Below are 21,726 nucleotides of genomic sequence, written 5' to 3'. Positions count from 1 at the left end.
CTGAGAACACGATGAGAACGAGAGCAGAATTATTCACATTCACCCCCTATGGTGGGGTTCGATGCTAAGGCAGACGACCGTCTTTATCGGGGACTTAACGCCACGGCGTCCGGAGCAGGGGCGCGGGCGTGGTGCCAGGTCGGCGGACTGCTCACATCAGCCCCGTGCCAGCGGAGACCGGTCCAGGAGCACGATGCCTGCCACGGCTGTGGCCGCGCCCAGCGCTTGCACGGCGGCTCCCCCAGTGGACGAGGCGAGTTGCTCGCCGAAGACAGCGACGCCGATCGCCACTGCACCGATCGGCTCCACGGTGTCGATGATCGGCAGGCTGACGGCCAGAGGGCCGACCTGGTAAGCACTTTGCGACAGGGTCAGGCCCATCACACCGGCGACGATCAGCGCATACAGCTCCCAGTGCCAGAACACACTGAAGCCGTCGGTCCGGAGCCGGCCGGCCACGCTCTTGGTCAGGCTGTCGAGAAGTGCGAACAACACTGCCGCACAGGTGGCGTACATGGCGGCCGATGTCCGCCCCTGGCGCCTCGCCCCGATCGGTACCAGCAGTGCCACCACGCCACCGATGGCCACCAGCACCGGCACCCAGTCAACGAGCGCCGGAACCGCCGTCCCCTCGGGGACCGGCGGCAGCACCGTCAGAAACATGGACACGCCCCCCGCCGTGCACGCGATCCCGGTCGCCTCGAGACGAGTCAGGGGCATCTTGCGACGCCAGGCCAGCAGCGGCAGGGCGAAGACGAGATCGGTGGCCGCCAACGGCAGGACCAGGATCAGCGGGCCGAAGGCCAGTGCGATGCCCAGCAGCGCAAATGAGGAGAGGACCAGGCCCATCCCTGTCAGCCACATCGGCCGACGGGCCAAATCCAGCAGGAGCCGGAGCTGCAACGACTTCTGCTGCGATGCCTGGCGCGCCGCCTGTTGCTGAAGCACTGACCCGACCCCGAAGCAGATGGCGGACAGCAGGGCGGTCGGCACCGCGACGGCGGTGTTCATGGGGCAAGGATCCTCGCACGGGTGTCAGAAGCCGCGTCCGACACGCGGGGACCGGGCGGCCTGAGCGCAGCCCGGCGCTTTCGGGAGCACGCCGACGCTCAGTCAGGTGTGCGCTACGGCGAGGGCTACGGCCGTTGCACCGTCTGGTCACTGCCGACGCCGTGCCGGCCACAGCACACCTGCTGTCGGACGGTCAGCGATAGGCGACGACGACGACGGGCGCGGCGCAGTGGTGTATCACGGCCTGGGCGACGGACCCGATGCGCGTACCGAGGATCGCCTTGCGGACGCATCGGCCGACTACCACGAGATCCGCATCGGCCGCCGCGTCGACCAGCAGTTGAGAGGGCGAGCCAACAGGTGATCGCTCGACGACCTGGACCGAGGGGAACTTGCGCCGCCAAGGCGCCAGGATCTCGGTGAGGCGCCGGGCGACGTCCTCGCTCACCTCCCGCTGGGCCGCCAGGAGTGCAGCGGAGTCGCGGACCACCGGTGGAATCGACCATCCGTACAGCGCCAGCAAGCGGTCGCGATGCCGTGCGGACTCTTCGAAGCCGAAGGCGAGAAGCGGGTCGCCGAGCTGGTTGATATCCACGCCGACGACCACGTCGCGAGCGGGCCGGGGTGGGGCCGTCACCTGCGGCGCGGCCGCCTGTCCCGGCATCCGTACGAGTACGACAGGCTGCTCCGTCATGCTGATCGTCTGCCTGCCGACGGATCCGAGGAGGAAGCCCATCACGCCGCTCAGCCCCCGCGAGCCGAGCACCAGCAGGTCGGCCTCGTCCGCCTCGGCGGCCAGGGCGGCGGCGGGCTGCCCGGACAGCAGCCGGGTGCTGATCTCCAGGGAGGGGTGGCCGCGCTGGAGCTCCTCCGCAACCTCGGCCAGGAGCTCGTCTGCCCAGCGGCGCGGCTCATCAGGACCGGCCAGATTGGTCCCCGCGCCCGACCACTCGTACGCGTGCACGATGCGCAGCGGCACCTTGCGTACCAGTGCCTCCCGCGCCGCCCAATCGGCAGCGGCGCCGCTCTCGGGCGCCCCGTCCACGCCGACGGTCACATGGCGTGACACAGAGACCACCTCCCTCAGCCGGACGACGTGCCGGCCCTGGAAGTTCCTGCCGTGTGCTGAGCACCAGGATGTGCCACGTTCAGGCTGTCACGGGCCGACTTGCCCGACCACTCAGGCACAAGCACGTCTCGCTCACCTGTGCAGGTGCCGCATCACGATTCGGGCGCAGGCGGTCACCGGTACGGCGACCAACATGCCGATCACTCCGGCATAGGCCGCTCCGATGAGCACGACCACCACCACGACGACCGGAGGCAGCCGCACCACCCGGCCCAGGACCAGCGGCGAGACGACGTGACTCTCCACCTGCTGCACCACCAGGATGACCGCAGCGGCACCCACGGCCTGCAGGAGGCTGCCCGTCAGCAGGGCGATGGCGACCGCGAGTACGCCTCCCACGAGAGGCCCGACGAAGGGGACCAGGTTGGTTACCCCGGCGACGACACCCACGAATAGCCAGTAGCGCAGCCCGATAGCCCACAACGCCAGTGCGGAAGCAGTGCCCACGAACAGCGAGACCAGAAGCTGTCCGCGCAGATAGGCACCGGCAGCAGCCAGGCACTGACGTGCCACGTCGCCCACCTCGGCGCGCCGGCGTTCCGGCAGCAGGGCGGCCGTACAGCGCGCGACGCGGGGCAGGTCGGCCAGCAGATAGAACCCGATCACTAGGCCCGCGAGGGTCAAGAGCAGGCCGAGGGCGACGATTCGTGTGATGGTACCGAGGCCGGACAGGACCCTGGCCAGGGCGTCTCGGCTCTCTTCCTGTTCCAGCCAGCTCGCGATGGCCGCGCCGTCGAGACGGGCCCTCACGTCCAGCCCGAGCCGACGGGCCAGGACGTTGAGCTGCCGTTCGGCATCTTCCGCGGAGGCGGGCAGGCCGGCGGTGGCCTCGGAGATCTGGTCGATGAGCGGGGGTACGAGCAGAAAGCCGAGACCGAAGACGGCCGCCGCGAGCCCGGCCGTCACCAGGACTGCGGCCAGTCCTCGGCGGATCCGCCTGCGTTCCAGCGAGGCGACCAGCGGAGCGAGAAAGTATGAGATCACTCCGGCCACCGCCAGTGGCCACAGCAGCGGGGCCAGTGGCCGCAGGACGCGCAGCAGCAGCCAGGCCAGGGCGAACGCACCGATCGCCGTCCAGACGCGCAGCGCGGTGCGGCCCCAGGGGGGTGCGGAGCGCTCGGCCGAGGGCCGTCGGGCCGACGGGGGACGGTGCGGCCGGGCGGGGCGAGGTCGCGGCGCCATGGCTCAGCGCTCGCTGCGGCGCTGCTCGCCGTGGTGGGACGTGGCACCGGTCTGATGGTCGGCGCGACCCGCCGCCTCGGCTCCGAGCTGAAAATCCGTAACTGTCACAGCTTGTCGCCTTCGGTCGGCCGCATCACCGTGAGCAGCGGGTTCTCCGCGTCGCTGGGATGGATGCGGAGGTCGTCCTGAGAGGGCAGCGAGCGTTCCGTGGACGAACAGCGTAGGCGGGCCGACTCGCTGCCTTCGGTGCGCGTGTCCCCGGCAGACGGGTGATGTTGTGCGACGGGTGACGACATCTCTCAGGCGACCGCCTCGTCAGTCACCGCTCACCTGCACCCGGCCGTTCGGGTTCTGGCCGGCCGCCCTCGCGTCGACTGCTGCCGAGGCTGAGTTCATGGGTAGCCAACAGGGTGAGCCACAGCGCGGTGAGGGGAACGACGAACCACAGCATCGCCGCGCTGTACGGCTGGAGCGCGTCGTGCCCCGTGGCTTCGAGGGCCAGGTAGCCGATATAGGCGCCGTAGTAGCCGACGAACAGCGCGCCTTCCCAGCGGGCTACGGTCAGCCCGGTGAAGGCGACCGGCAGCAGTGCCAGCGACACGGCGAGCATGATGGGCAGATCGAAGCGGATGACCGCCGGTGCCACGTCGATCCCCTGGGGCGCGACGATGGAGGTCGCCCCGAGGACGAACCCGATGTTGAACATGTTGCTGCCGACGATGTTGCCCACGGCGAGGTCACGCTCGCCTCTGATCACCGCCACGACGCTGGTCGCCAGCTCGGGAAGAGAGGTCCCTACGGCCACCACGGTCAGCCCGATGACCAGATCGCTCACGCCCAGCGCCGCCGCGATCTCGCCAGCGGCGTCGACCAGCAACCGCGCGCCCACCACCAGCAGGGCCACGCCGAGGGCCACGAGGACGAGGGCGATGACAAGCCGCCCCGGCCGCGCCCCAGCACCGTGGACCGGCTCCGTCTTGGCCCCCACCGGACTGTCGGCAGTTGCAGGCGCGGGAACGGAGACTCCCGGATCACGCCGGGTGACGATCACTGTGACGGTGACGTAGGCCAGCAGAGCCATGAGCAGCAAAGCGCCGTCGAACCGGCTGAGGGTGCCGTCGAGTACGACGAGGAGCAGTCCTGTCGACAGTGCCACCATCACCGGGATGTCGGTGCGGACGATGCGAGACCGCACGATCAGCGGCGTGAACAGCGCCGACAACCCAAGGACGAGTAGGACGTTGGCGATGTTGCTGCCCAGGACGTTCCCCACGGCAAGACTGGGATGGCCGCTGAACACCGCGCCGGCACTGACTGCCAGCTCCGGTGCCGACGTGGCGAAAGACACCACGGTCAGACCCACCATCAACGAGGACATCCCGATGGTTCGGGCCAGCGAGCTGGCTCCCCGGACGAGCGACTCCCCTCCGGCTGCCAGAAGTACAAGGCCCACCACCAGGATGAGGACCGCCATCGCGTTCACTCTCGCCCACGTGATCCTTCAGGCCCTGCACACCGACGACGCGGGCCACGCCAGGCGTCAAGGGATGACAGGGAAGGGTGCAACAGAGCAGGGGCTGACGGTGAGGGCATGGCTGCGAGTCCCATTGGCCGGGGGATCTGGGCATCTAGCCGGATCTTATGTCGCTTATGTCAGCAAACGGGGAGATTGCTTCGGAAGGGCGCCAGGCAGGAGGAGACCGAGGTGGGCCGTGCGGTCGCCGGTACCGGTCCGGCTACGAGCACCCGCCCGACCACCGCGAGCTGTCCGCTCGGCGTGGGGCATCGCCCAGACAAGCCCGAAGGGGGTCACGGGATGCGAGCATGCTCCCCGCCCTTTGCTCCCACGATCGCGGCAGGTCCCTCTCTCGCCGCCAGGCCAAAGTCGGCCTGGATGGGGCCCATCCCTCGGCTGGCGAGGCGCACCGGCCTGCGGAATGTTGGTGTTCGAGTAGGGCGCGACGGGTCCGTGGGTTCGGTGAGCCGGTCAGGCGCAAGTGCCCGGGTGTGCGACCTGGACGTGGCAATGGCGGCGTATGGCGGTTGGAGGGCGATGCCCTATGGGCGTGTCGTGGCTCCGTCAGGTGGTGGCGGCTACTGACCTGTCCCTTTACGGGAGCCGCGCCGTGGGCCGGGCGGTACGGCTCGGTCGGCTGCACGGGGCGCGAGTCACGTCTGTGTGCGTTGTGTCGCCTCGCCTCGACACCGATCTCGTGGAGGACGTTCGGACCCGGCTGGCGGGGCATGCGCGTCAGTACGCGGGTGCGGAGCGCGTGGAGGTGGTAGTGCGTTCCGGGAGGGTGAGCCCCACGCTCGTGCTGGAGGTGGAGCGCCGGGGTGCTGATCTTCTGGTCGTGGGTGCGCATGGCGTGGACCGGCTGGCCGACGCGCTGCTCGGCACCACGCCGGAGAACCTGGTCCGCGCGAGCAGGGCCCCGGTGCTCGTGGTCAGAGGGTCGCCTGATGAGGATTACCGCAGGGTTCTGCTCGCGGTGGACACGCACGAGTTCTCTCTTGCGGCGGCGCGATGCGGGATCGCGCTAAGCCCCGGTGCGGAGCACTGGGCAGTGCATACCTGTGTCGCACCGGGCGAGCACATGCTGCGGATGAACGGGGTGAGCGAACAGGAGCTGACGCGCTTGCGTCAGGAGTGTCTGGATGAGGTCCGGCCGCGTATCGAGCGCATGGTGAGGGCTCTGCCGCTTCCGGCAGGAGTGCGTCCGCTGGTCACCTCGGGGGATCCCGCACGCACCATCCCAGACCTCGCCGGCCTCCACGAGGCCGACCTGGTCGTGGTCGGGACGGGGGCACGCTCGAAGCTGGAGCACGCCCTCCTCGGCAGTGTCGCGCAGCATGTGATGCGGCGGGTGCTGTGCGATGTTCTGGTCGTTCGAGGGCCAGGAGGGTGACTGAGCTGTCAGGAGCCCTCGTGCTTCGCTGGAACCGGCCGCGCCCGCGTCTCGCCGTGAACGGACGGGAGCCATGGAGCTGAACGGGTTCGCTCTGATCGCCGTCGTCCTGGCGGTCTCCGCGATGGTCGGGCTGCTGGCCGTCCGGCTGCGTCAGCCGCTGATTGTCGGGTTCATCGCCGTGGGCATCCTGGTCGGCCCGACCGGCTTCGGTTGGGTGGGGGCGGACGGCACGATCGAGTTGCTGGCGCGTATGGGGATCGCGATCCTGCTGTTCCTGGTCGGACTCCGGCTCGACCTGCACCTGATCCGTACTACCGGGCCGATCGCCCTGGCGACCGGTCTCGGCCAGGTCCTGTTCACCTCGGTCGTCGGCTATCTGATCGCCATCGGGCTCAGCATGGACATGGTGACGGCCCTGTACGTGGCGGTGGCGCTGACCTTCTCGTCCACGATCATCATCGTGAAGCTGCTGTCGGACAAACGGGAGCTGGAGCAGCTTCACGGGCGCATCGCGGTCGGCTTCCTCATCGTCCAGGACATCGTCGTGGTCCTGGTGATGATCGCCCTGACTGCGTTCGGCCGCCGGGCCGGCGCCAACCTGGCCATGGACATGGCCCTGGTCTTCGCCAAGGGTCTGGGACTTATGGCTGGCGTGGCCCTGCTCACGCGCTATGTGCTGCCGAAGGTGCTGCACCAGGTGGCCCGCTCCCAGGAACTGCTCGTCCTGTTCGGCGTGGCCTACGCGGTGTCGGTGGCCACGCTGAGCGACTGGCTGGAGTTCAGCACGGAGGTCGGGGCGTTCCTCGCGGGGGTCTCGCTCGCCACCACGCCGTACCGGGACGCCCTGGGCGCACGGCTGGTCAGTCTGCGTGACTTCCTGCTGCTGTTCTTTTTCCTCGAACTGGGCGCCCGGCTGGAGTTCACCGACGCCACTCGGCAGCTCGCCGTCGCGGCCGTGTTCTCCGTTTTCGTCCTCGTCGGCAACCCTCTGATCGTCCTGCTGATCATGTCAGCCATGCGCTACCCGGTGCGTGTGGGCTTCCTGGCCGGGCTCACGGTGGCCCAGATCTCCGAGTTCTCCCTCATCCTCACCGCCCTGGGCCTCAGCCTCGGTCACATCACCGGGGCCACGCTCAGCCTCATCACCGTGGTCGGTCTGATCACCATCGGCGGATCCACCTATCTGATCCTCTACAGCCAGCAGATCTACGCTCGACTCGAACGGTGGCTGACCGTGCTGGAACGGACTGGGGCCCGGAAGAGGGACCTCGAACGGCACGAGAGGGAGATCGACGTCATCCTCTACGGTCTGGGCCGCTTCGGCGGGGCCATCGCCGACCGGCTCGGCCGGGCCGGCCACCGTGTTCTGGCCGTGGACTACGACCCCCACCGTGTCGCCAGCAGTGCCCGGGAAGGTGTCACCGCTGTGTTCGGCAGCGCGGAGGACATGCACTTCCTCGAATCTCTGCCCCTCTCCCAGGCGCGCTGCGTCATCAGTACCATGCCTCTGCCGGAGACCGGCAAGGCTCTCGTCCACGGTCTGCGGCACCACGGCTACCGGGGGAAAGTGGTGCTCACCGCCCGCTCCCCGCGCGACGCCGAGCAGCTCGAGCGCGCAGGTGCTGACGTCGTCCTGGAGCCGTATCCTTTGGCAGCCAGGGCAACCGCCGAGGTCCTCGACCAGCTCCTGCGGCCAAGCGACGACGGAGATACCGACGCGCAGGCGTGAACGGGACCCTTGCTGCTTGCCGCGTCAGGGATCTTCCCAGTATCGCCGCCTGCACGAGCGCGGCATCGTCCCGACGATAGCCCGGCGCAGTCAGCCGCGCGGCATCGGGACTGGGCAAGGTCGGGTGGGCCGCTGAGTCCGCCATCGCCTGGCCGCACGGTCCTCGCTGGCTGGGAGACTCGGTGCTGACATGCCCGCCGCCTTCCTCCGGCCCGCCCACTGCATGACCTCCACCCGCAAGAACTCAGCAGTGGGCACATGAGCCGATACGAGCGTCAGGAGTCGCTCTCCGTTCCCGATTCCGCGTCGAAGGTGGCGGAGCGGACGATGACAACCGGGCAGGCGGCGTGCATGGCGCACTGCTGACTGACGGAGCCCAGCAGGAGGCTCGCGAACCCTCCCCTGCCCCTGCTGCCCACGACCAGCAAGTCCGCGCCCTCCGATGCCTCGGTCAGTACCCTGGCCGGGTTTCCTGGGGACACGTGTTCTTCCAGAGGCACATCATCCGCCCGGGCGAGTACGGCGCGAATCTCGTCGGACAGCGCCTGTCTGGCCTGCACCGCGTCATAAGTGGCATCCACGACGTGCCCGGACCAGCCCGCTGCTCCGGGCACGTCGTAGACGCCCCAGGCTTCCAGCCTCGCGCCGGTCAGTTGTGCCTGCTGCACCGCCCACCGCAGGGCCTCGTATGAGGCTGGGGAGCCATCCACTCCGACGACGATGCGGCGGGGTGGCCGCGGTCTCTTCATGCCTGGGCTCTTCGCGAGAGTCAGCCTTTCCAGGCTAGAAAGCAATCATCTGCCATCCCGGTCGGCGTCGCTCACGTCGCCTGCTGCCGCTTCACATCGATGACACGTGCCCTCCGTCCGGCAGCACATGGGCGAACCGGCGGCAAGAAGGCGTCCAGATGAACACGGCGGCGGTCGGACCTGGTGCGGCGCAGCGCCGGTGGCGGCCTCACCGGCCCGCTGGGGTGGTGTGTATGGGATCTCTGGCGAGACCTCGAGCCAGTTCGGCGACCAGCACACCCCCGTGCACGCTCACCGGTCGGATGCGTTCTGGTGTCCACCCGTGGATCAGATCCATAAACTGGCCGCTGACGGCGCATGGTGTGAACCGACTGACCGGCACTCTGCTCAACACGACGCCCGAGAGTCTGGTCCGGTCGAGCCGGCCATCGGCCTCGACCGCGCCGACGGCAACTGCACCCTCGTCCCAGCCGACCACATCTAGCTAGAACTTAGGTGTGCTGTCGGACGGCTTCCCTTCCTCGGGTGGCGCGCAGGACCCGTGTCGACTGGGTGAGGAGGAGGGGGAGGGTGGCGAGTGCGATGGCTGTGGTCCAGGAAGCGGCGCCGAGTGTGGTGAGACCGAGGAGGTCGCGGAGTCCGGGGACGGTGAGGGCGAGGGCTTCCAGGGCGGTGGTGAGGGCGAGTGCCGCCCACAGGTAGGGGTTGGCGGTGGCGCCGCGGAAGCCGGAGCCGGTGTCGGTGCGGGCGTTGAAGACGGCGAGAAGCTGTGCGGTGGTGAGGGTCACGAAGGTCATGGTTCTCGCGGTGTCGAGGTCGAGGTTCATGGTGGTGGTGGCCAGGAGGTAGCTGGTCAGGCCGACGCTCCCGACGAGGGCGCCCTGCGTGAGGATCCGTCGCAGAGTGGCGGCGCCGAGGACGGGTTCGTTCTTCGGGCGGGGCGGGTGGCGCATGGCGTCGTCGTTGCTGGGTTCGAGCGCGAGGGCGAAGGACGGGATGACATCGATGATGATGTTGTTCCACAGGATCATGAGGCCGGCCAGGGGCGCGGGCCAGCCGAGCGCGATGGCGGCGGTCACGACGAGGACGACGGAGAGGTGCCAGGAGAACAGGTACTGCCCGAAGCGGCGGATGTTGTCGAAGACCCGGCGGCCTTCCACGACGGCGTGTTCGATGGTGCCGAAGTCGTCGGTGGTGAGCACGATGTCGGCGGCTTCACGGGCGGCATCGGTGCCGGTGCGGCCCATGGCGATGCCGACGTCGGCCTGACGCAGGGCAGGGGTGTCGTTCACGCCGTCGCCGGTGACGGCGACGGTGTGGCCGGCTGCCTGGAGAGCCTGGACGAGGCGGAGCTTGTGCTCGGGTGCGACCCGGGCGTACACGTCGGTCTGGTCGATGACGCGGGCCAGTGCGGTGTCGTCGAGGCGGTCGAGTTCGGCACCGGTGACGGCCGGCTGGGCGCGGAGTCCGAGCTGGTCGGCGACGGCCGCAGCGGTTCGGGGCTGGTCACCGGTGATCATGATGACCCGGATGCCCGCCCGGTGACAGACGGCGACGGCCTCGATGGCGGCCGGGCGGGGCGGGTCGGCGAGACCCACGATCCCGAGCACGTCGGCGGCGGCGGCGAACAGCTCATTGTCGTCGGCGGGGGCGGCGGGGGCGGGACCGGTGGCGATGGCGAGGGTGCGCAGGGCCCGGCCGCCCATGTCGTCGGCGGCGGCGAGGAGTTCGCCACGGCGGTGCGGGTCGAGGAGGACTTCGGGGGCGCCCTTGGTGTGTACCTGGGAGTCGGTGACCACCGCCATGCGTTTGGTCGCGGGATCGAAGGGGACCTCGTCGCGGCGCGGGTGCCGCTCCCTCAGGTGCCGCCAGTCGGTGCCCGCATCCTGGGCAGCACGGAGCAGGGCGACCTCGGTGGGGTCGCCCACCGGTTCGCCGTCGGGGGCGATGTCAGCGTCGTTGCACAGGGCTGCGCTCTCCCACAGCCGCCGCTCGTCGGCGCCCTCGGCCACGGTGACATCGACGACTTCCATGCGGTTGGCGGTGAGCGTGCCGGTCTTGTCGGAAGCGATCACGGTGGTGCTGCCGAGGGTCTCCACGGTGGGCAGCCGGCGCACCAGGGCTCGATGACGGGCCATGCGCCGCATGCCGACCGTGAGGGTGAGGGTGGCGACGGCGGGCAGGCCCTCGGGGACGATGGCGACGGCCAGCGCGATCGACACCTCGATGATCTCGTGGACATCGAGGCCGCGCAGCAGGGCGAGTCCGGCCAGTGCGCCGGCCACGCCGACGACGACCAGGGACAGCGTGCGGCCCAGCCGCTCCAGCCCTGCCTGCAGCGGTGCCTGCATCGTCTCGGTCGAGGCGGCCAGCTCGGCGATGCGGCCGACTTCGGTTGCGGTGCCGGTGGCCACCACGACCGCCCGGCCGCGGCCGGTGCGCACGATGGTACCGAGGTAGAGCATGCCTGCGCGCTCGGCCAGCGGGGCGTCGGCGGCCACGGCGTCCACCGTCTTGGCAACAGGCTCGCTTTCCCCGGTCAGCGCCGCTTCGTCGACGGTGAGGTCGCTGGCCTCGATTAGACGCGCGTCCGCGGGAACGCGATCACCGCCCTCGACCGAGATGATGTCGCCCGGCACGAGCTCGACCGCGTCGAGCTCGTCACGGCGGTCATCACGCTCGACATCGGCGACGGTGGCGGCGAGCCGGCGCAGTGCCTCCATGGAACGCACCGCGCGCAGCTCGGTGGCGAACCCGACGATGGTGTTGATGACGAGCACCACGGCGACCGCCGCAGCCTCCACCACTTCACCGATCACCAGCGCGGCCACCGCCGCCACGGCCAGCAGCACCACGACGGCGCTGCGGACCTGGTCGACAAGGATGGCCCAAGCCGACACTTTCCTGCGCCCCGCGAGCGCGTTTCGGCCCACGAGCGAGCGGCGCCGCGTGACCTCCACGGTGTCCAGCCCCAGCTCAGCGTCGACGTCCAGTTGCCTGAGCACTTCCGCTGCCGTAAGCGTGTAGGGATCATCGACCTGCCACCGGGTGCCCCGCACCCGACGGTGCCCGGGCGGGGAACCAGGCCGATGCGGTGACTCCTTCACCACGCCCACTCCCCGTCGTCCGCGTCTCGCTCGCCGCGCGGGCGAGTGGCCTCACCGGTGCGCATCGGAGCCCCGGACTACCGCGACGGGGCAGTGCGCGTGTTGCAGGAGGGCCTGGCTGACCGAGCCCAGCAGCAAGCCGGCGAATCCGCCCCGGCCACGGGCACCAACGACGAGCAGTCCGGCATCCCTGCTCGCCTCAATGAGCGCCTCACGAGCACCGCCCCGCACCACTGTGTGCTCGACCGCAACGCCCGGATACTTCTCGCTGCGGCCGGCAAGCGCCTCTGCCATCAGACGCTCCTCGGCATCCTCCAGCTCGCCCGCTGGGTTCGTGTACGGCATCGAATCGTCCTGCAATGCGGGCATGGATGCACTCCACATGGTCCAGGCGTGGAGCGCCCTCAACGGCGATCCCCGCAGCGCGGCTTCCGCGAACGCGAACTCGACCGCAGCATCGCCGACGGGCGAGCCGTCGACACCCAGCAGGATTTGACGCGCGGTGCGCGGCTGTTCCCGCACCACGAGGACCGGGCAGTGGCTGTGCGCTGCCAGATGCACCGCGGTCGACCCCAAAAGCAGCCCCGCGAAACCTCCCAGCCCCCGGCTGCCGACCACGACCAGTGCGGCCTTACTTGACTGGCCCTGCAGCACCGTCAGCGGCTCACCTGTGACCACAGCATTGGTGACCTGCACCTCTGGTTCTGCGGAACGCGCACGCTCCACCGCCTCGGCCACCATCCGGCCGATCATGTCGCGCAACCCGCCCTCGGGCTGGCCCAGCGGCGATGTGCCGGGCGGCGCATGTTTCTTCGGCCAGCTGAGTGCGTGCACCACTGTCAACCCGCACCCGCGCACCTTCGCCTCACGTGCCGCAAGATCGACCGCGTCCAGACTCGACGACGAACCGTCCACACCCACCACGACCGGCGCGTTCACCCCAGTCCCCCGATCCCCGGGGCGCATCCGACACGCCACGCATGGGCATGGCCGACTGGCCTGCGGCCCTCACTCGTGCCGGGCCACCGCACGAAGCTGTGGAACTGCACCGTCATCATCCACCCGGCCTCCTACTACCACGGTTGCTCCACTTTCCCCGTGACGCCAATGGGCCGCGCGGCCGTCGTCGGTGGTCCTCCTGGCCGGAGCCCTGCTCAACTGCCCGGGCTCTGCTCATGTGCAGCAGGCAAACGATCAATGGCTCGCTGAACCTGCTGCCAGCACTGAGTGACTCGCTCTCAGACGGCTCCGCAAGAGATGCCGTTGTGGTGCGCCGATGCGGTCTCCCCTGCACCTCGCCGACGGTCTCGCATGTTCGACGGAGCGTGATCACGCGTGGCAGGGGCGAGGTGTACGCACTTGTGGGCGGCAGAGTCGGAGGGGGCGGATCGAACGGGCGGCCGTGCCGGAGAACCGGGCGCGTGCGGGTAGCCTGTCCAGGTCATGCCGCTGGCCGAACTCGCCGCAGCGCGGGCGGAAGCGATGGACGTCGGCACCGTCGACTGCGAACCGTCCATCGCGCGCGCAAGGCAATCAGCTGGGTGCCAAGGCCGGATCGGGATCGAGCGCCGCCCGCTACCATCGGGTCGTACAGTTCTGGAAGCTCCACTACGAAAGTGCCGCACGGGCCGAGGAGATCCTTTGCCCGGAGCGGCCGGGTCGTCTCAGCGGGCGGCGCCACCGCGTGGATCCACTGGCAGTCCGGCAACGCCCGGCTCATAGCCGGCCGCCCTCGCCGTCCGCTCTTCCTCACCGGCCGCGAAGCCCCCGCAGAGGTGCACGCTGTAGATGGCCCCTCTCACCGACGCGCCGCTCGTCCCTCATGGGTGACAGACCCGATGGACACTGCCCGCCCGGGCGTAGACGCTGGCAGTAGAGGCCGACGCGGCGGGCCGCCAGGGCGTCGTACGCAACAGTGCGGGCGAGGCGAACACCGCACCAGGGAGGTGACGCACTGTGTCACTGTTCTGGCGAATTTTCATGCTCAACGCGGTGGTCCTGCTCGCCGCGTTGACTCTGCTGCTCCTCGGGCCCCTAACCGTCTCCGCCCCGGTACTGCTGGCCGAGGCGGCCATCCTGGGGGCAGGACTGGCCGTGATGCTGATCGCCAACGCCTTCCTGCTGCGCCTCGGACTGGCCCCCCTGCGGCGGCTGGCTCACAGTATGGCCACCGTCGACCTACTGCGTCCCCGCCCCAGGCCGACCGCCTCAGGGTACGGCGAGATCGCAGAACTGGTCACAGCCTTCAACGCCATGATCGGCCGTCTGGAAGCCGAACGAGCCGCCAGCAGCGGCCGCGCCCTGTCAGCGCAGGAAGCCGAACGCCACCGCATCGCCCAGGAACTCCACGATGAGATCGGCCAGAGCCTCACCGCCGTGCTACTCAGCCTCAAACACGTCGCCGACCAGTCCCCCGAACCCCTGCGCGAGCAGCTGCACCAAGCACAGGAGACCACCCGCGCCAGCCTGGACGAGATCCGCCGCGTCGCCCGTCGGCTGCGCCCGGGCGTCCTGGAAGAACTCGGGCTGATCAGCGCCCTCAAATCCCTTGCCGCCGAGTTCACCGGCCCCACGATCACCGTACGTCACCACATCGACGCCAACCTTCCGGCCCTGGACCACGACACCGAACTCGTCGTCTACCGCGTCGCTCAGGAAAGCCTGACCAACGCCGCCCGCCACTCCGGCGCCCGCATCGTCGACCTCACCCTCCAACAGGGTCCCGCCGGGATTGAGCTGCGTGTGCGGGACGACGGCCGCGGCCTCGATGGCCTCACCGAAGGCGCCGGCATCCGCGGCATGCGCGAACGCGCCCTGCTCATCGGCGCCGACCTCGCCCTCCGACCCGGCCCTGACGGCGGCACCGAGATACACCTGACCATCCCCATGCCCCATCGGAGTAACCGACTATGACCGAGGCGACGCCCATCCGCATCCTGCTCGCCGACGACCACCAGTTGGTCCGCCGCGGAGTCCGTCTCATCCTCGACGCCGAGCCCGACCTGACCGTGGTCGCCGAAGCAGGCGACGGCGCCGAAGCCCTCGAAGCCGCCCGCAATCACCACCCCGATCTGGCCGTCCTCGACATCGCCATGCCCCGCCTGACTGGCCTGCAAGCCGCCCGTGAACTTTCCCGCACCCGGCCGGATGTGCGCATCCTCATCCTGACCATGTACGACAACGAGCAGTACTTCTTCGAAGCCCTGGCCGCCGGCGCCTCCGGCTACGTTCTGAAGTCGGTCGCCGACCGCGACCTCGTCGAAGCCTGCCGCGCGACCATACGCGGCGAACCCTTCCTCTATCCCGGCGCCGTCAATGCCCTCATCCGCGACTACCTCGACCACGCCAGGCAAGGACGCCCCCCGCCCGCCAGGGCCATCACCGACCGCGAGGAGGAGGTCCTCAAACTCGTCGCCGAGGGCCATACCTCGCAGCAGATCGCCGACCTCCTCGTGATCAGTGTCAAGACGGTAGAGCGTCACCGCGCCAACCTGCTCAACAAACTCGGCCTCAAAGATCGCCTGGAACTCACCCGCTACGCCATCCGTGCCGGACTCATCGAACCGTGACCCGCACCCACCTTCCCGGCGTCTTCCGGCCCCAGCCGGGACGCGTCGGAACGCCCCCACCGGCCGGACTGCGCGTCGCCAGGCCGCTGGCTGGCCTTGTCTACGAGTTGAGTTTGGACAGCAATTGTTCAGCACTTCGGACAGCGCTCAGCCCTGTCGGCGTTCGATTTGAGGGCAGGGCCGGGGCAGTCGGGAACAGCCAGTGGAAGCGGACTGCCTGGCAGGAAAGGCCGTGGCTCGGCGCGGTGCCGGGGCTCAAGGCCAGGTAGGACACCGCCGTGGGCGGGCGCGTGCGCCGTCGCTCCCGTCCGCGCCTGGTGACAGCCGGCTCGGTTTTCACCGTATGGCTGGTCGTGGCTGTTTTCCGCCAGATTGAGTAGCCCTGAGGCCAATCAGTGACTCTATGCAGTCATTGCACTGCGCTATGTGTGCATCCTGATCTCCGCCCGGATCCTCGAGTCACGAGCCCGGGCAGGCCGGTACGACACTCGCCAATGGAGAGGGAAACCATGGCCATTGACCAGTCCACCGAGTCCCAGGACAGCGCGCCGCAGAACAGCGGGCTCTACGACACGCCACCGCCGGAGCTGGTGGAAAGGGCGGAGCACGCACGCAAGGAGCTGGAGGCGCTGGGCGCCACCGTTCGGTTCGAGGCGAAGTGGTGGGGGTTTGAGGTTCACCTGAACCAGGCGGCGGTGGACGCGTACCTGGAGATCAAGGACCTCCTCGCGGACATCCTCGGCGAAGCTCTCAAGGAGCCCCTGTCGACGCTGGTCACTCTGGCGGCCATGGCGCAGAAGGTCTGGGTGCAGGCGGTGTCGAGGGGGTATGGCTGCAAGCTGGTCTCGCCGTGGATCTCGCCGACGATGCTCATCCCGATCGGTATCAATCCCTCCGAGGACCCCAACTTGTGGTGGACGGTGTTCGGTCGGAGCGCGGATACCGGTCACTTTCAGTGGAACGAGGACACCATGTTCCCGGCCCATGCCAGCGCCGCGAACCCGGCGGCGGCGGTGTTCAACGGCCGTCTGATCCTCGTCCACCGCGGCTTCGACGACCAGCAGCTGTGGTGGACCTCGTTCGACCCCGACAACGGCTGGTCTGTGGACACGGAGTTCGGCGCCCACTCCAGCGCCGCCGGCCCGGCCCTGGCGGTGTACGACGGGAAGCTGCACTGCGTTCACCGCGGGCACGGCAGCGACACCAAGTTGTGGCACACCACCTTCGACGGCCGTGGCTGGTCCGCAGACAGGCCGCTCGGCGCCCATTCCAGCTCTGTCGGCCCGGCCCTGGCGGTGTACGACGAGAAGCTGCACTGCGTCCACAAGGGCGCCACCTCTGACAGCACGCTGTGGCACACCACCTTCACCAGCGCCGGAGGCTGGACCCAAGACACCCCGCTCCCCCGCCACTCCACAGCCTCGAACCCTGCACTGGCGGTGTATGGCAGCACGCTCCACATGGTCCACCGAGGCAGCGGCAACGACACCTCCCTGTGGCACACCACCTACACGAGCGCCGGGGGCTGGGGCTCGGACAACAAGTTCCGCGCCCACTCCAGCCTGGAAGGGCCCGGCCTGGCAGTCTTCGACAACAGGCTCTACTGCGTCCACCGCGGCCACGGCAACGGGGACCAGAACCTGTGGTGGACCAGCTACAAGCCCGGCAGCGGCCCCTGGACCGACGACCAGAAGTTCCCCGGCCACACCAGCGGCGCCGGACCAGCGGTCGTCGTCTACCGCGACAAGAACGGCACGCAAGACCAACTCATGGTCATCCACCGCGGCTACGGCAACCGCGCCGCCGGCACCGACAGCGCCGAAGCGCAGGCACAGATCGCCGCCGAGGAAGACGCTAGCTGATCACTCGCACTCCCGCCGACCGGCACTGATCCCCGGTCGGCGGGTGGCGCCACCCGCGCCGGTCCACTGGTGGCTGTAACCCCATCCGGCGGCACGGGAACCGAGCTGGAGTGCGCCGCCCTTGGTGCGGTGAGGGCCGAGGGAACACGGCGTACCGGCCAGCAGCTGTTCCGGGGATGCGGCCAGCGCGCAGTTCGCGCAAGTCGGGTGTGAAGGCACCAAGGGAGCACCGAGCAACCTGGCGATTGACCCGATGCTCTTACGGCGCTCGTTGCAACTGCTCGCTGTTCGAATCGAGAGCCCACCCCGGTGCTGTCCGAAGTGCTGAACAACTGCTGTCCAATCTCAATCTCGCGGACAAAGCCAGCTGGCCCCGCTACGCGTGACCGTGCTGTCCGGCCAGCGGTACTACTCCCCCACCGTGGCCTCCTGCTGCTGACACTGGGACTCCTTCTGTTCCGCCTCCCTGCAGCCGCCGATGTGGAGTAGACCGCGGCCAACTCGCTGTATCTCGCCGCTGCCGCCCGTCGCGGCGGACCGTCCGCTGACACCCTCACTGCTCACCGGTTCCCCGGACGACCGTGACCGGGCACTGCGCATGGTGCAGGAGTGCCTGGCTTACCGAGCCCAGCAGCAGGCCGGAGACCCCGCCTCGGCCGCGTGCCCCGACCACCACGAGCTGGGCACTGCCACTGGCCCTGATCAGCGCCTCGCGTGGACCGGCCTTCACCAGGCGGCGATGCACGAGAACGTCGGGGTACTTCTCCTGCCAGCCTGCCAGCGCCTCGGACAGTTGCCGCGCGGCCCCATCGTGCAGACGGTCCTCGTCGAAGACCGAGGCCAGCGGGTCCTGCGGGCCGAGGGCCCGCTCAGTCTTCGGGGGCCAGGCGTGGACGGCGATCAGGTGCGCGCGCCGCAGGGACGCCTCGGCGAAGGCGAAGCCGACTGCCGCTCTGCCGGCCGGGGAGCCGTCGGCGCCGAGCAGGACGTCGCCCGCGGGATCCTTCCGGCCGCGGACCACCATGACAGGGCAGTGGCTGTGAGCGGCCAGGTGCACGGCTGTCGAGCCCAGCAGCAGCCCGGCGAAGCCGCCCAGGCCGCGGCTGCCGACCACGATCAGTTCCGCGGTTCGTGACTGGCGCTCCAGCACCGACAACGGCTCACCGGCGATCACGGCATTGGTGGTCTCCACGTCAGGCGCTGCCGTGCGCGCGCGCTGCACGGCCTCGGCAACGACCCGTCCCACCATCTCACGCAGTCCACCGTCGGGCGGCCCCAGCGGCGACGGGCCGGGCGGCGGGTGCATGGCCGGCCAGAAGAAGGCGTGCACCAACCGCAGCGCGCACCTGCGCAGCTCCGCTTCATGGGCCGCGGTCTCAACAGCCTCGAGGCTCGACGGTGAGCCGTCGGCCCCTGCCATGACGAGCCTGACGCAGTCCGGCGGGCGGGCAGGCGTCATCCGCTTCACCCTCTGTACAGGTTCGGAATCCTTTCCCACCACGGTTTCTCAGCCGCAGGCACCTTGCAAGCCGACTGCCGTTCGACGCCTGGTCCCGTCGCCCAGGGGGGGACGACTGCGCGGCCACCAAGGCGGCCGTCAACGCTGTGGTGTCGTGCTGTGAGGGGAGACCGATTGGCCGGGCGGCCGCGCGGCCATGATGATGGAAGTTGTACGCGGACGTCTGCGGCAAGGCGCGGCCGTAGGCACTTGTTCCCCGCGGTGCGTGCGGCAGGACACGACTTGTCGGCCCCGGCAGGTGCCGGGCGCTGTGTCCTGGGCGGGCAGCACCACGGTCATCTGCTCGGACAAGACCGGCACGCTGACCGAGAACCAGATGACCGTACAAGCGGTGTGGACCCCGCAGGATGGCTTCACCGTGAGCGGCTCGAGCTACGTCCCCGAGGGTGAACTGCACGCCGGCGACGGCACCGTGGTCACAGTCGGCGACCGTGCGAGTCAGGCGCTTTTCTGGTGCTTGTCGGGCGGTGCGTTGTGCAGTGATGCCGCGCTCACCCAGGAGGACGGCCGGTGGCAGGTGGTCGGTGACCCTACGGAGGCGGCCCTGCTGGTATCCGCTGCCAAGGCTGGTCTCGACACGGAAGACCTCGCCGCCTTGTACCCGCGCGTCGACGCGGTCCCCTTCGGTTCGGAGCGCCAGTCCATGGCAACCCTCCACCGTGCACGGGAGAGCGGTGAGCACCTGACGCTGGTCAAGGGGGCTGCCGAACGGGTCGTCGGACTGTGTACCGGCCAGATGAGCGCCGATGGCACCCTCGCTCCTGTGGACCGGGACGCCGCTCTGCGTGTTGCCGAAAATCTCGCGGTCCAAGGGCTACGTGTCCTGGCCACCGCCATGCGCTCCGCGACTGACCCGGTCCCTTTCGGTGAGCAGGAACTGTCCGACTCCTTGGTGCTGACCGGGATGCAGGCGATGCTCGACCCGCCCCGTGCCGCAGCCGCCGACGCGGTGCACGCCTGCCACACCGCCGGTGTCACGGTCAAAATGATCACTGGCGACCATGTGGGCACGGCCACGGCCATCGCCTACCGACTCGGCCTTCTCGAGGACCGGCGGAGGGGGAACGTGCTCACCGGCGCGCACCTGGAGGCGCTGCCCGTCGAGGAGTATCCGGAGACGGTAGATCGAGCCAGGGTGCTGGCACGGGTCTCGCCCGAGCAGAAACTCCGGCTCGTCGAGGCGCTCCAGGCGCGGGGCCAGGTGGTGGCCATGACCGGCGACGGCGTCAACGACGCCCCGGCGCTGCGTCAAGCCAACATCCGGATCGCCATGGGCCGGGGCGGCACCGAGGTGGCTAAGGAAGCCGCCGACATGGTGCTCACCGACGATGATTTCGCCACCATCGAAGCCGCCGTCGAGGAGGGCCGCGGAGTCTTCGACAACCTCACCAAGTTCATCGTGTGGGTGCTGCCCACGAGTCTTGGGCAGGGCCTGGTCATCCTGTTCGGCACCGCGCTGCCGATCCTGCCCACCCAGATCCTGTGGATCAACATGACCACCGCCGTGCTGCTCGGCCCAACCCTCGCCTTCGAACCGAAGGAGGCCGGGATCATGCACCGGCCACCCCGAGACCCCGGCAGGCCGCTGCTGACCGGAACCCTCGCCGTCCGCATCCTGCTGGTCTCCGCCCTGATCGTCGGCGGCGCATGGTGGCTGTTCGCATGGGAGCAGGCGATGGGCGCCCAGATCGCCGAGGCGCGGACCGCGGCAGTGAACCTGGTCGTCGCCGTCGAACTGTTCTACCTGTTCAGCTGCCGCCCGCTCACCCGTCCCGCATGGCGCATCGGAGTCTTCAGCAACCGATGGATCGCCGGCGGGGTGGTCGCCCAGACGGCCGGTCAGCTCGCCCTGACCTACCTGCCGACCATGAACAGCCTTTTCCGCACCGCTCCTATCGGCTGGCCGGCATGGCTGAGGATCCTCGCACTAGGGTCTGTTGCGAAAGTGCTGGTCACAGCCACTCGTTAATGGCTGCGACCAGCACGGTCGCTTCGAAGCGGACGGCGAGTTTGTCGTAGCGAGTGGCGACGGCCCGGTGGCGCTTGAGGCGGTTGATCCCGCACTCGACCGCGTGCCGCTGCTTGTAGTCGTCCTTGTCGAACGTCGGCGGCCGCCCACCGCGCGATCCGCGCTTGAGGCGGTTGCGGACACGGTCCGCCGGAACCGGGATGGTGGCCTTGATCCGGCGTCTGCGCAGGTAGGAGCGGTTGCCGTGAGAGTCGTACGCCTTGTCGGCCCGGACCCGGTCCGGACGCCTGCGCGGCCTGCCGAGCCCCAGCCTCGGGACCCGGATGGCTTCCAGGACCGCTTCGAACTGCGGGGAATCACCCCGCTGCCCGGCCGTGATCAGGACGGACAAGGGCTTTTGCCCCTGCTCGACCGCGAGGTGGATCTTGCTAGTCAGTCCGCCGCGGGATCGTCCGAGGGCGTGGTCGGCCGGCTCGACGAAGACGCCGCCGGGCGGTTCCTTCTGGAGGTCCCCCTTTTCGCCGCTCCGGCGGCGTGCTGGTGGGCCCGGCAGAGGTGGAGTCGACGTTCACGTCCCAGGTGATCAGGCCCTTGGCGTCCGCCTTGGCCTGAAGCTGAGTGAGGATCCTCGCCCAGGTCCCGTCCCGCTGCCAGCGCCGGAACAGGTCATAGACCCGGTCCCACGGCCCATAGCGTTCCGGCACGTCGCGCCAGGGAGCCCCGGTCCGGGTCCGCCACCGTATGCCATCTATGAGCTGCCGCCGCGTCCACACCTGCGGACGACCCGGCTTGATGCCCAGCGGCAACAACGGCTCCAGCCGGGCCCACTGGCCGTTCGTCAGATCCCCACGTCCCACAGGACATGATCATCAACGAACAAGATCCACTTTCGCAACAGACCCTAGAAGGCTCATGAAGATCTTGGGTTCTGGCCCTGCCGCGTCAGCGGCAGGGCCAGACTCGTCATGTGGCGATGGGCGAATGGGTC

14 protein-coding genes and 2 pseudogenes are annotated in these 21,726 nt (G+C 69.2%); 7 read left to right on the top strand and 9 right to left on the bottom strand.

Annotated elements, in window-relative coordinates:
- Positions 1 to 156: 156 nt before the first annotated feature.
- The 4 genes from ACFU5F_RS28990 to ACFU5F_RS28975 form a co-directional block, all read right to left on the bottom strand.
- A complete protein-coding gene (locus ACFU5F_RS28990) occupies positions 157 to 1,011 on the bottom strand; it encodes a DMT family transporter (RefSeq protein WP_383893327.1) in 855 nt (284 codons plus the stop codon).
- A gap of 193 nt (positions 1,012 to 1,204) precedes the next feature.
- Complete coding sequence (locus ACFU5F_RS28985) at positions 1,205 to 2,080, bottom strand: universal stress protein (protein ID WP_383893324.1); 876 nt, start codon at positions 2,078 to 2,080, stop codon at positions 1,205 to 1,207.
- Between the two features lie 132 nt (positions 2,081 to 2,212).
- Positions 2,213 to 3,322: an AI-2E family transporter gene (locus ACFU5F_RS28980; protein ID WP_383893321.1), complete on the bottom strand. Its 1,110-nt coding sequence runs from the start codon at positions 3,320 to 3,322 to the stop codon at positions 2,213 to 2,215.
- Between the two features lie 319 nt (positions 3,323 to 3,641).
- On the bottom strand, positions 3,642 to 4,796 hold the full coding sequence (locus ACFU5F_RS28975) for a calcium/sodium antiporter (RefSeq protein ID WP_383893319.1): 1,155 nt from the start codon (positions 4,794 to 4,796) through the stop codon (positions 3,642 to 3,644).
- Between the two features lie 562 nt (positions 4,797 to 5,358).
- Here ACFU5F_RS28975 and ACFU5F_RS28970 point away from each other — a divergent pair.
- The 3 genes and pseudogenes from ACFU5F_RS28970 to ACFU5F_RS28960 all read left to right on the top strand — a co-directional run.
- Entirely contained in the window at positions 5,359 to 6,231 is an 873-nt protein-coding gene (locus ACFU5F_RS28970; protein WP_383893316.1) for a universal stress protein, read from the top strand.
- A 73-nt stretch (positions 6,232 to 6,304) separates the two neighbouring features.
- Positions 6,305 to 7,963 (top strand): cation:proton antiporter, encoded by a 1,659-nt coding sequence (locus ACFU5F_RS28965; RefSeq protein WP_383893313.1) that lies wholly within the window; start codon positions 6,305 to 6,307, stop codon positions 7,961 to 7,963.
- A gap of 43 nt (positions 7,964 to 8,006) precedes the next feature.
- Positions 8,007 to 8,225: pseudogene (locus ACFU5F_RS28960) on the top strand (IS5/IS1182 family transposase); the annotation flags it as partial.
- A 13-nt stretch (positions 8,226 to 8,238) separates the two neighbouring features.
- Here ACFU5F_RS28960 and ACFU5F_RS28955 read toward each other — a convergent pair.
- From ACFU5F_RS28955 to ACFU5F_RS28945, 3 genes are all read right to left on the bottom strand, one after another.
- Positions 8,239 to 8,712 (bottom strand): universal stress protein, encoded by a 474-nt coding sequence (locus ACFU5F_RS28955; RefSeq protein ID WP_383893310.1) that lies wholly within the window; start codon positions 8,710 to 8,712, stop codon positions 8,239 to 8,241.
- Positions 8,713 to 9,203: 491 nt separating this feature from the next.
- A complete protein-coding gene (locus ACFU5F_RS28950; RefSeq protein ID WP_383893307.1) occupies positions 9,204 to 11,771 on the bottom strand; it encodes a cation-translocating P-type ATPase in 2,568 nt (855 codons plus the stop codon).
- 99 nt (positions 11,772 to 11,870) lie between these two features.
- Complete coding sequence (locus ACFU5F_RS28945; RefSeq protein WP_383893304.1) at positions 11,871 to 12,758, bottom strand: universal stress protein; 888 nt, start codon at positions 12,756 to 12,758, stop codon at positions 11,871 to 11,873.
- A gap of 1,017 nt (positions 12,759 to 13,775) precedes the next feature.
- On the opposite strand from ACFU5F_RS28945, the gene ACFU5F_RS28940 reads away from it, so the two are divergent.
- The 3 genes from ACFU5F_RS28940 (at position 13,776) to ACFU5F_RS28930 (ending at position 17,250) form a co-directional block, all read left to right on the top strand.
- Positions 13,776 to 14,732 carry a histidine kinase gene (locus ACFU5F_RS28940; RefSeq protein ID WP_383893301.1) on the top strand — a complete coding sequence of 319 codons (957 nt, stop codon included), beginning with the start codon at positions 13,776 to 13,778 and terminating at the stop codon, positions 14,730 to 14,732.
- A complete protein-coding gene (locus tag ACFU5F_RS28935) occupies positions 14,729 to 15,388 on the top strand; it encodes a response regulator (RefSeq protein ID WP_383893299.1) in 660 nt (219 codons plus the stop codon). The genes ACFU5F_RS28940 and ACFU5F_RS28935 overlap by 4 nt, the downstream gene beginning before the upstream one ends.
- 509 nt (positions 15,389 to 15,897) lie before the next feature.
- Positions 15,898 to 17,250, top strand: coding sequence for a hypothetical protein (locus ACFU5F_RS28930; protein ID WP_383893296.1), 1,353 nt, complete (start codon positions 15,898 to 15,900; stop codon positions 17,248 to 17,250).
- A 553-nt stretch (positions 17,251 to 17,803) separates the two neighbouring features.
- Here ACFU5F_RS28930 and ACFU5F_RS28925 read toward each other — a convergent pair.
- Positions 17,804 to 18,709, bottom strand: a complete 906-nt coding sequence (locus ACFU5F_RS28925; protein WP_383893293.1) for a universal stress protein — start codon at positions 18,707 to 18,709, stop codon at positions 17,804 to 17,806.
- Positions 18,710 to 19,019: 310 nt separating this feature from the next.
- Here ACFU5F_RS28925 and ACFU5F_RS28920 point away from each other — a divergent pair, with 310 nt between their 5' ends.
- Positions 19,020 to 20,738 carry an HAD-IC family P-type ATPase gene (locus ACFU5F_RS28920; protein WP_383893290.1) on the top strand — a complete coding sequence of 573 codons (1,719 nt, stop codon included), beginning with the start codon at positions 19,020 to 19,022 and terminating at the stop codon, positions 20,736 to 20,738.
- On the opposite strand, the pseudogene ACFU5F_RS28915 reads toward ACFU5F_RS28920, so the two are convergent.
- Positions 20,722 to 21,595: pseudogene (locus ACFU5F_RS28915) on the bottom strand (IS5 family transposase). The gene ACFU5F_RS28920 and the pseudogene ACFU5F_RS28915 overlap by 17 nt on opposite strands.
- Between the last annotated feature and the right edge of the window lie 131 nt (positions 21,596 to 21,726).

This window comes from Streptomyces sp. NPDC057438, assembly GCF_042802995.1.
Classification (GTDB): Bacteria; Actinomycetota; Actinomycetes; order Streptomycetales; family Streptomycetaceae; genus Streptomyces.
Note: the sequence above shows the minus strand (reverse complement) of the source record. Positions and strands in the feature narration are given on the sequence as shown.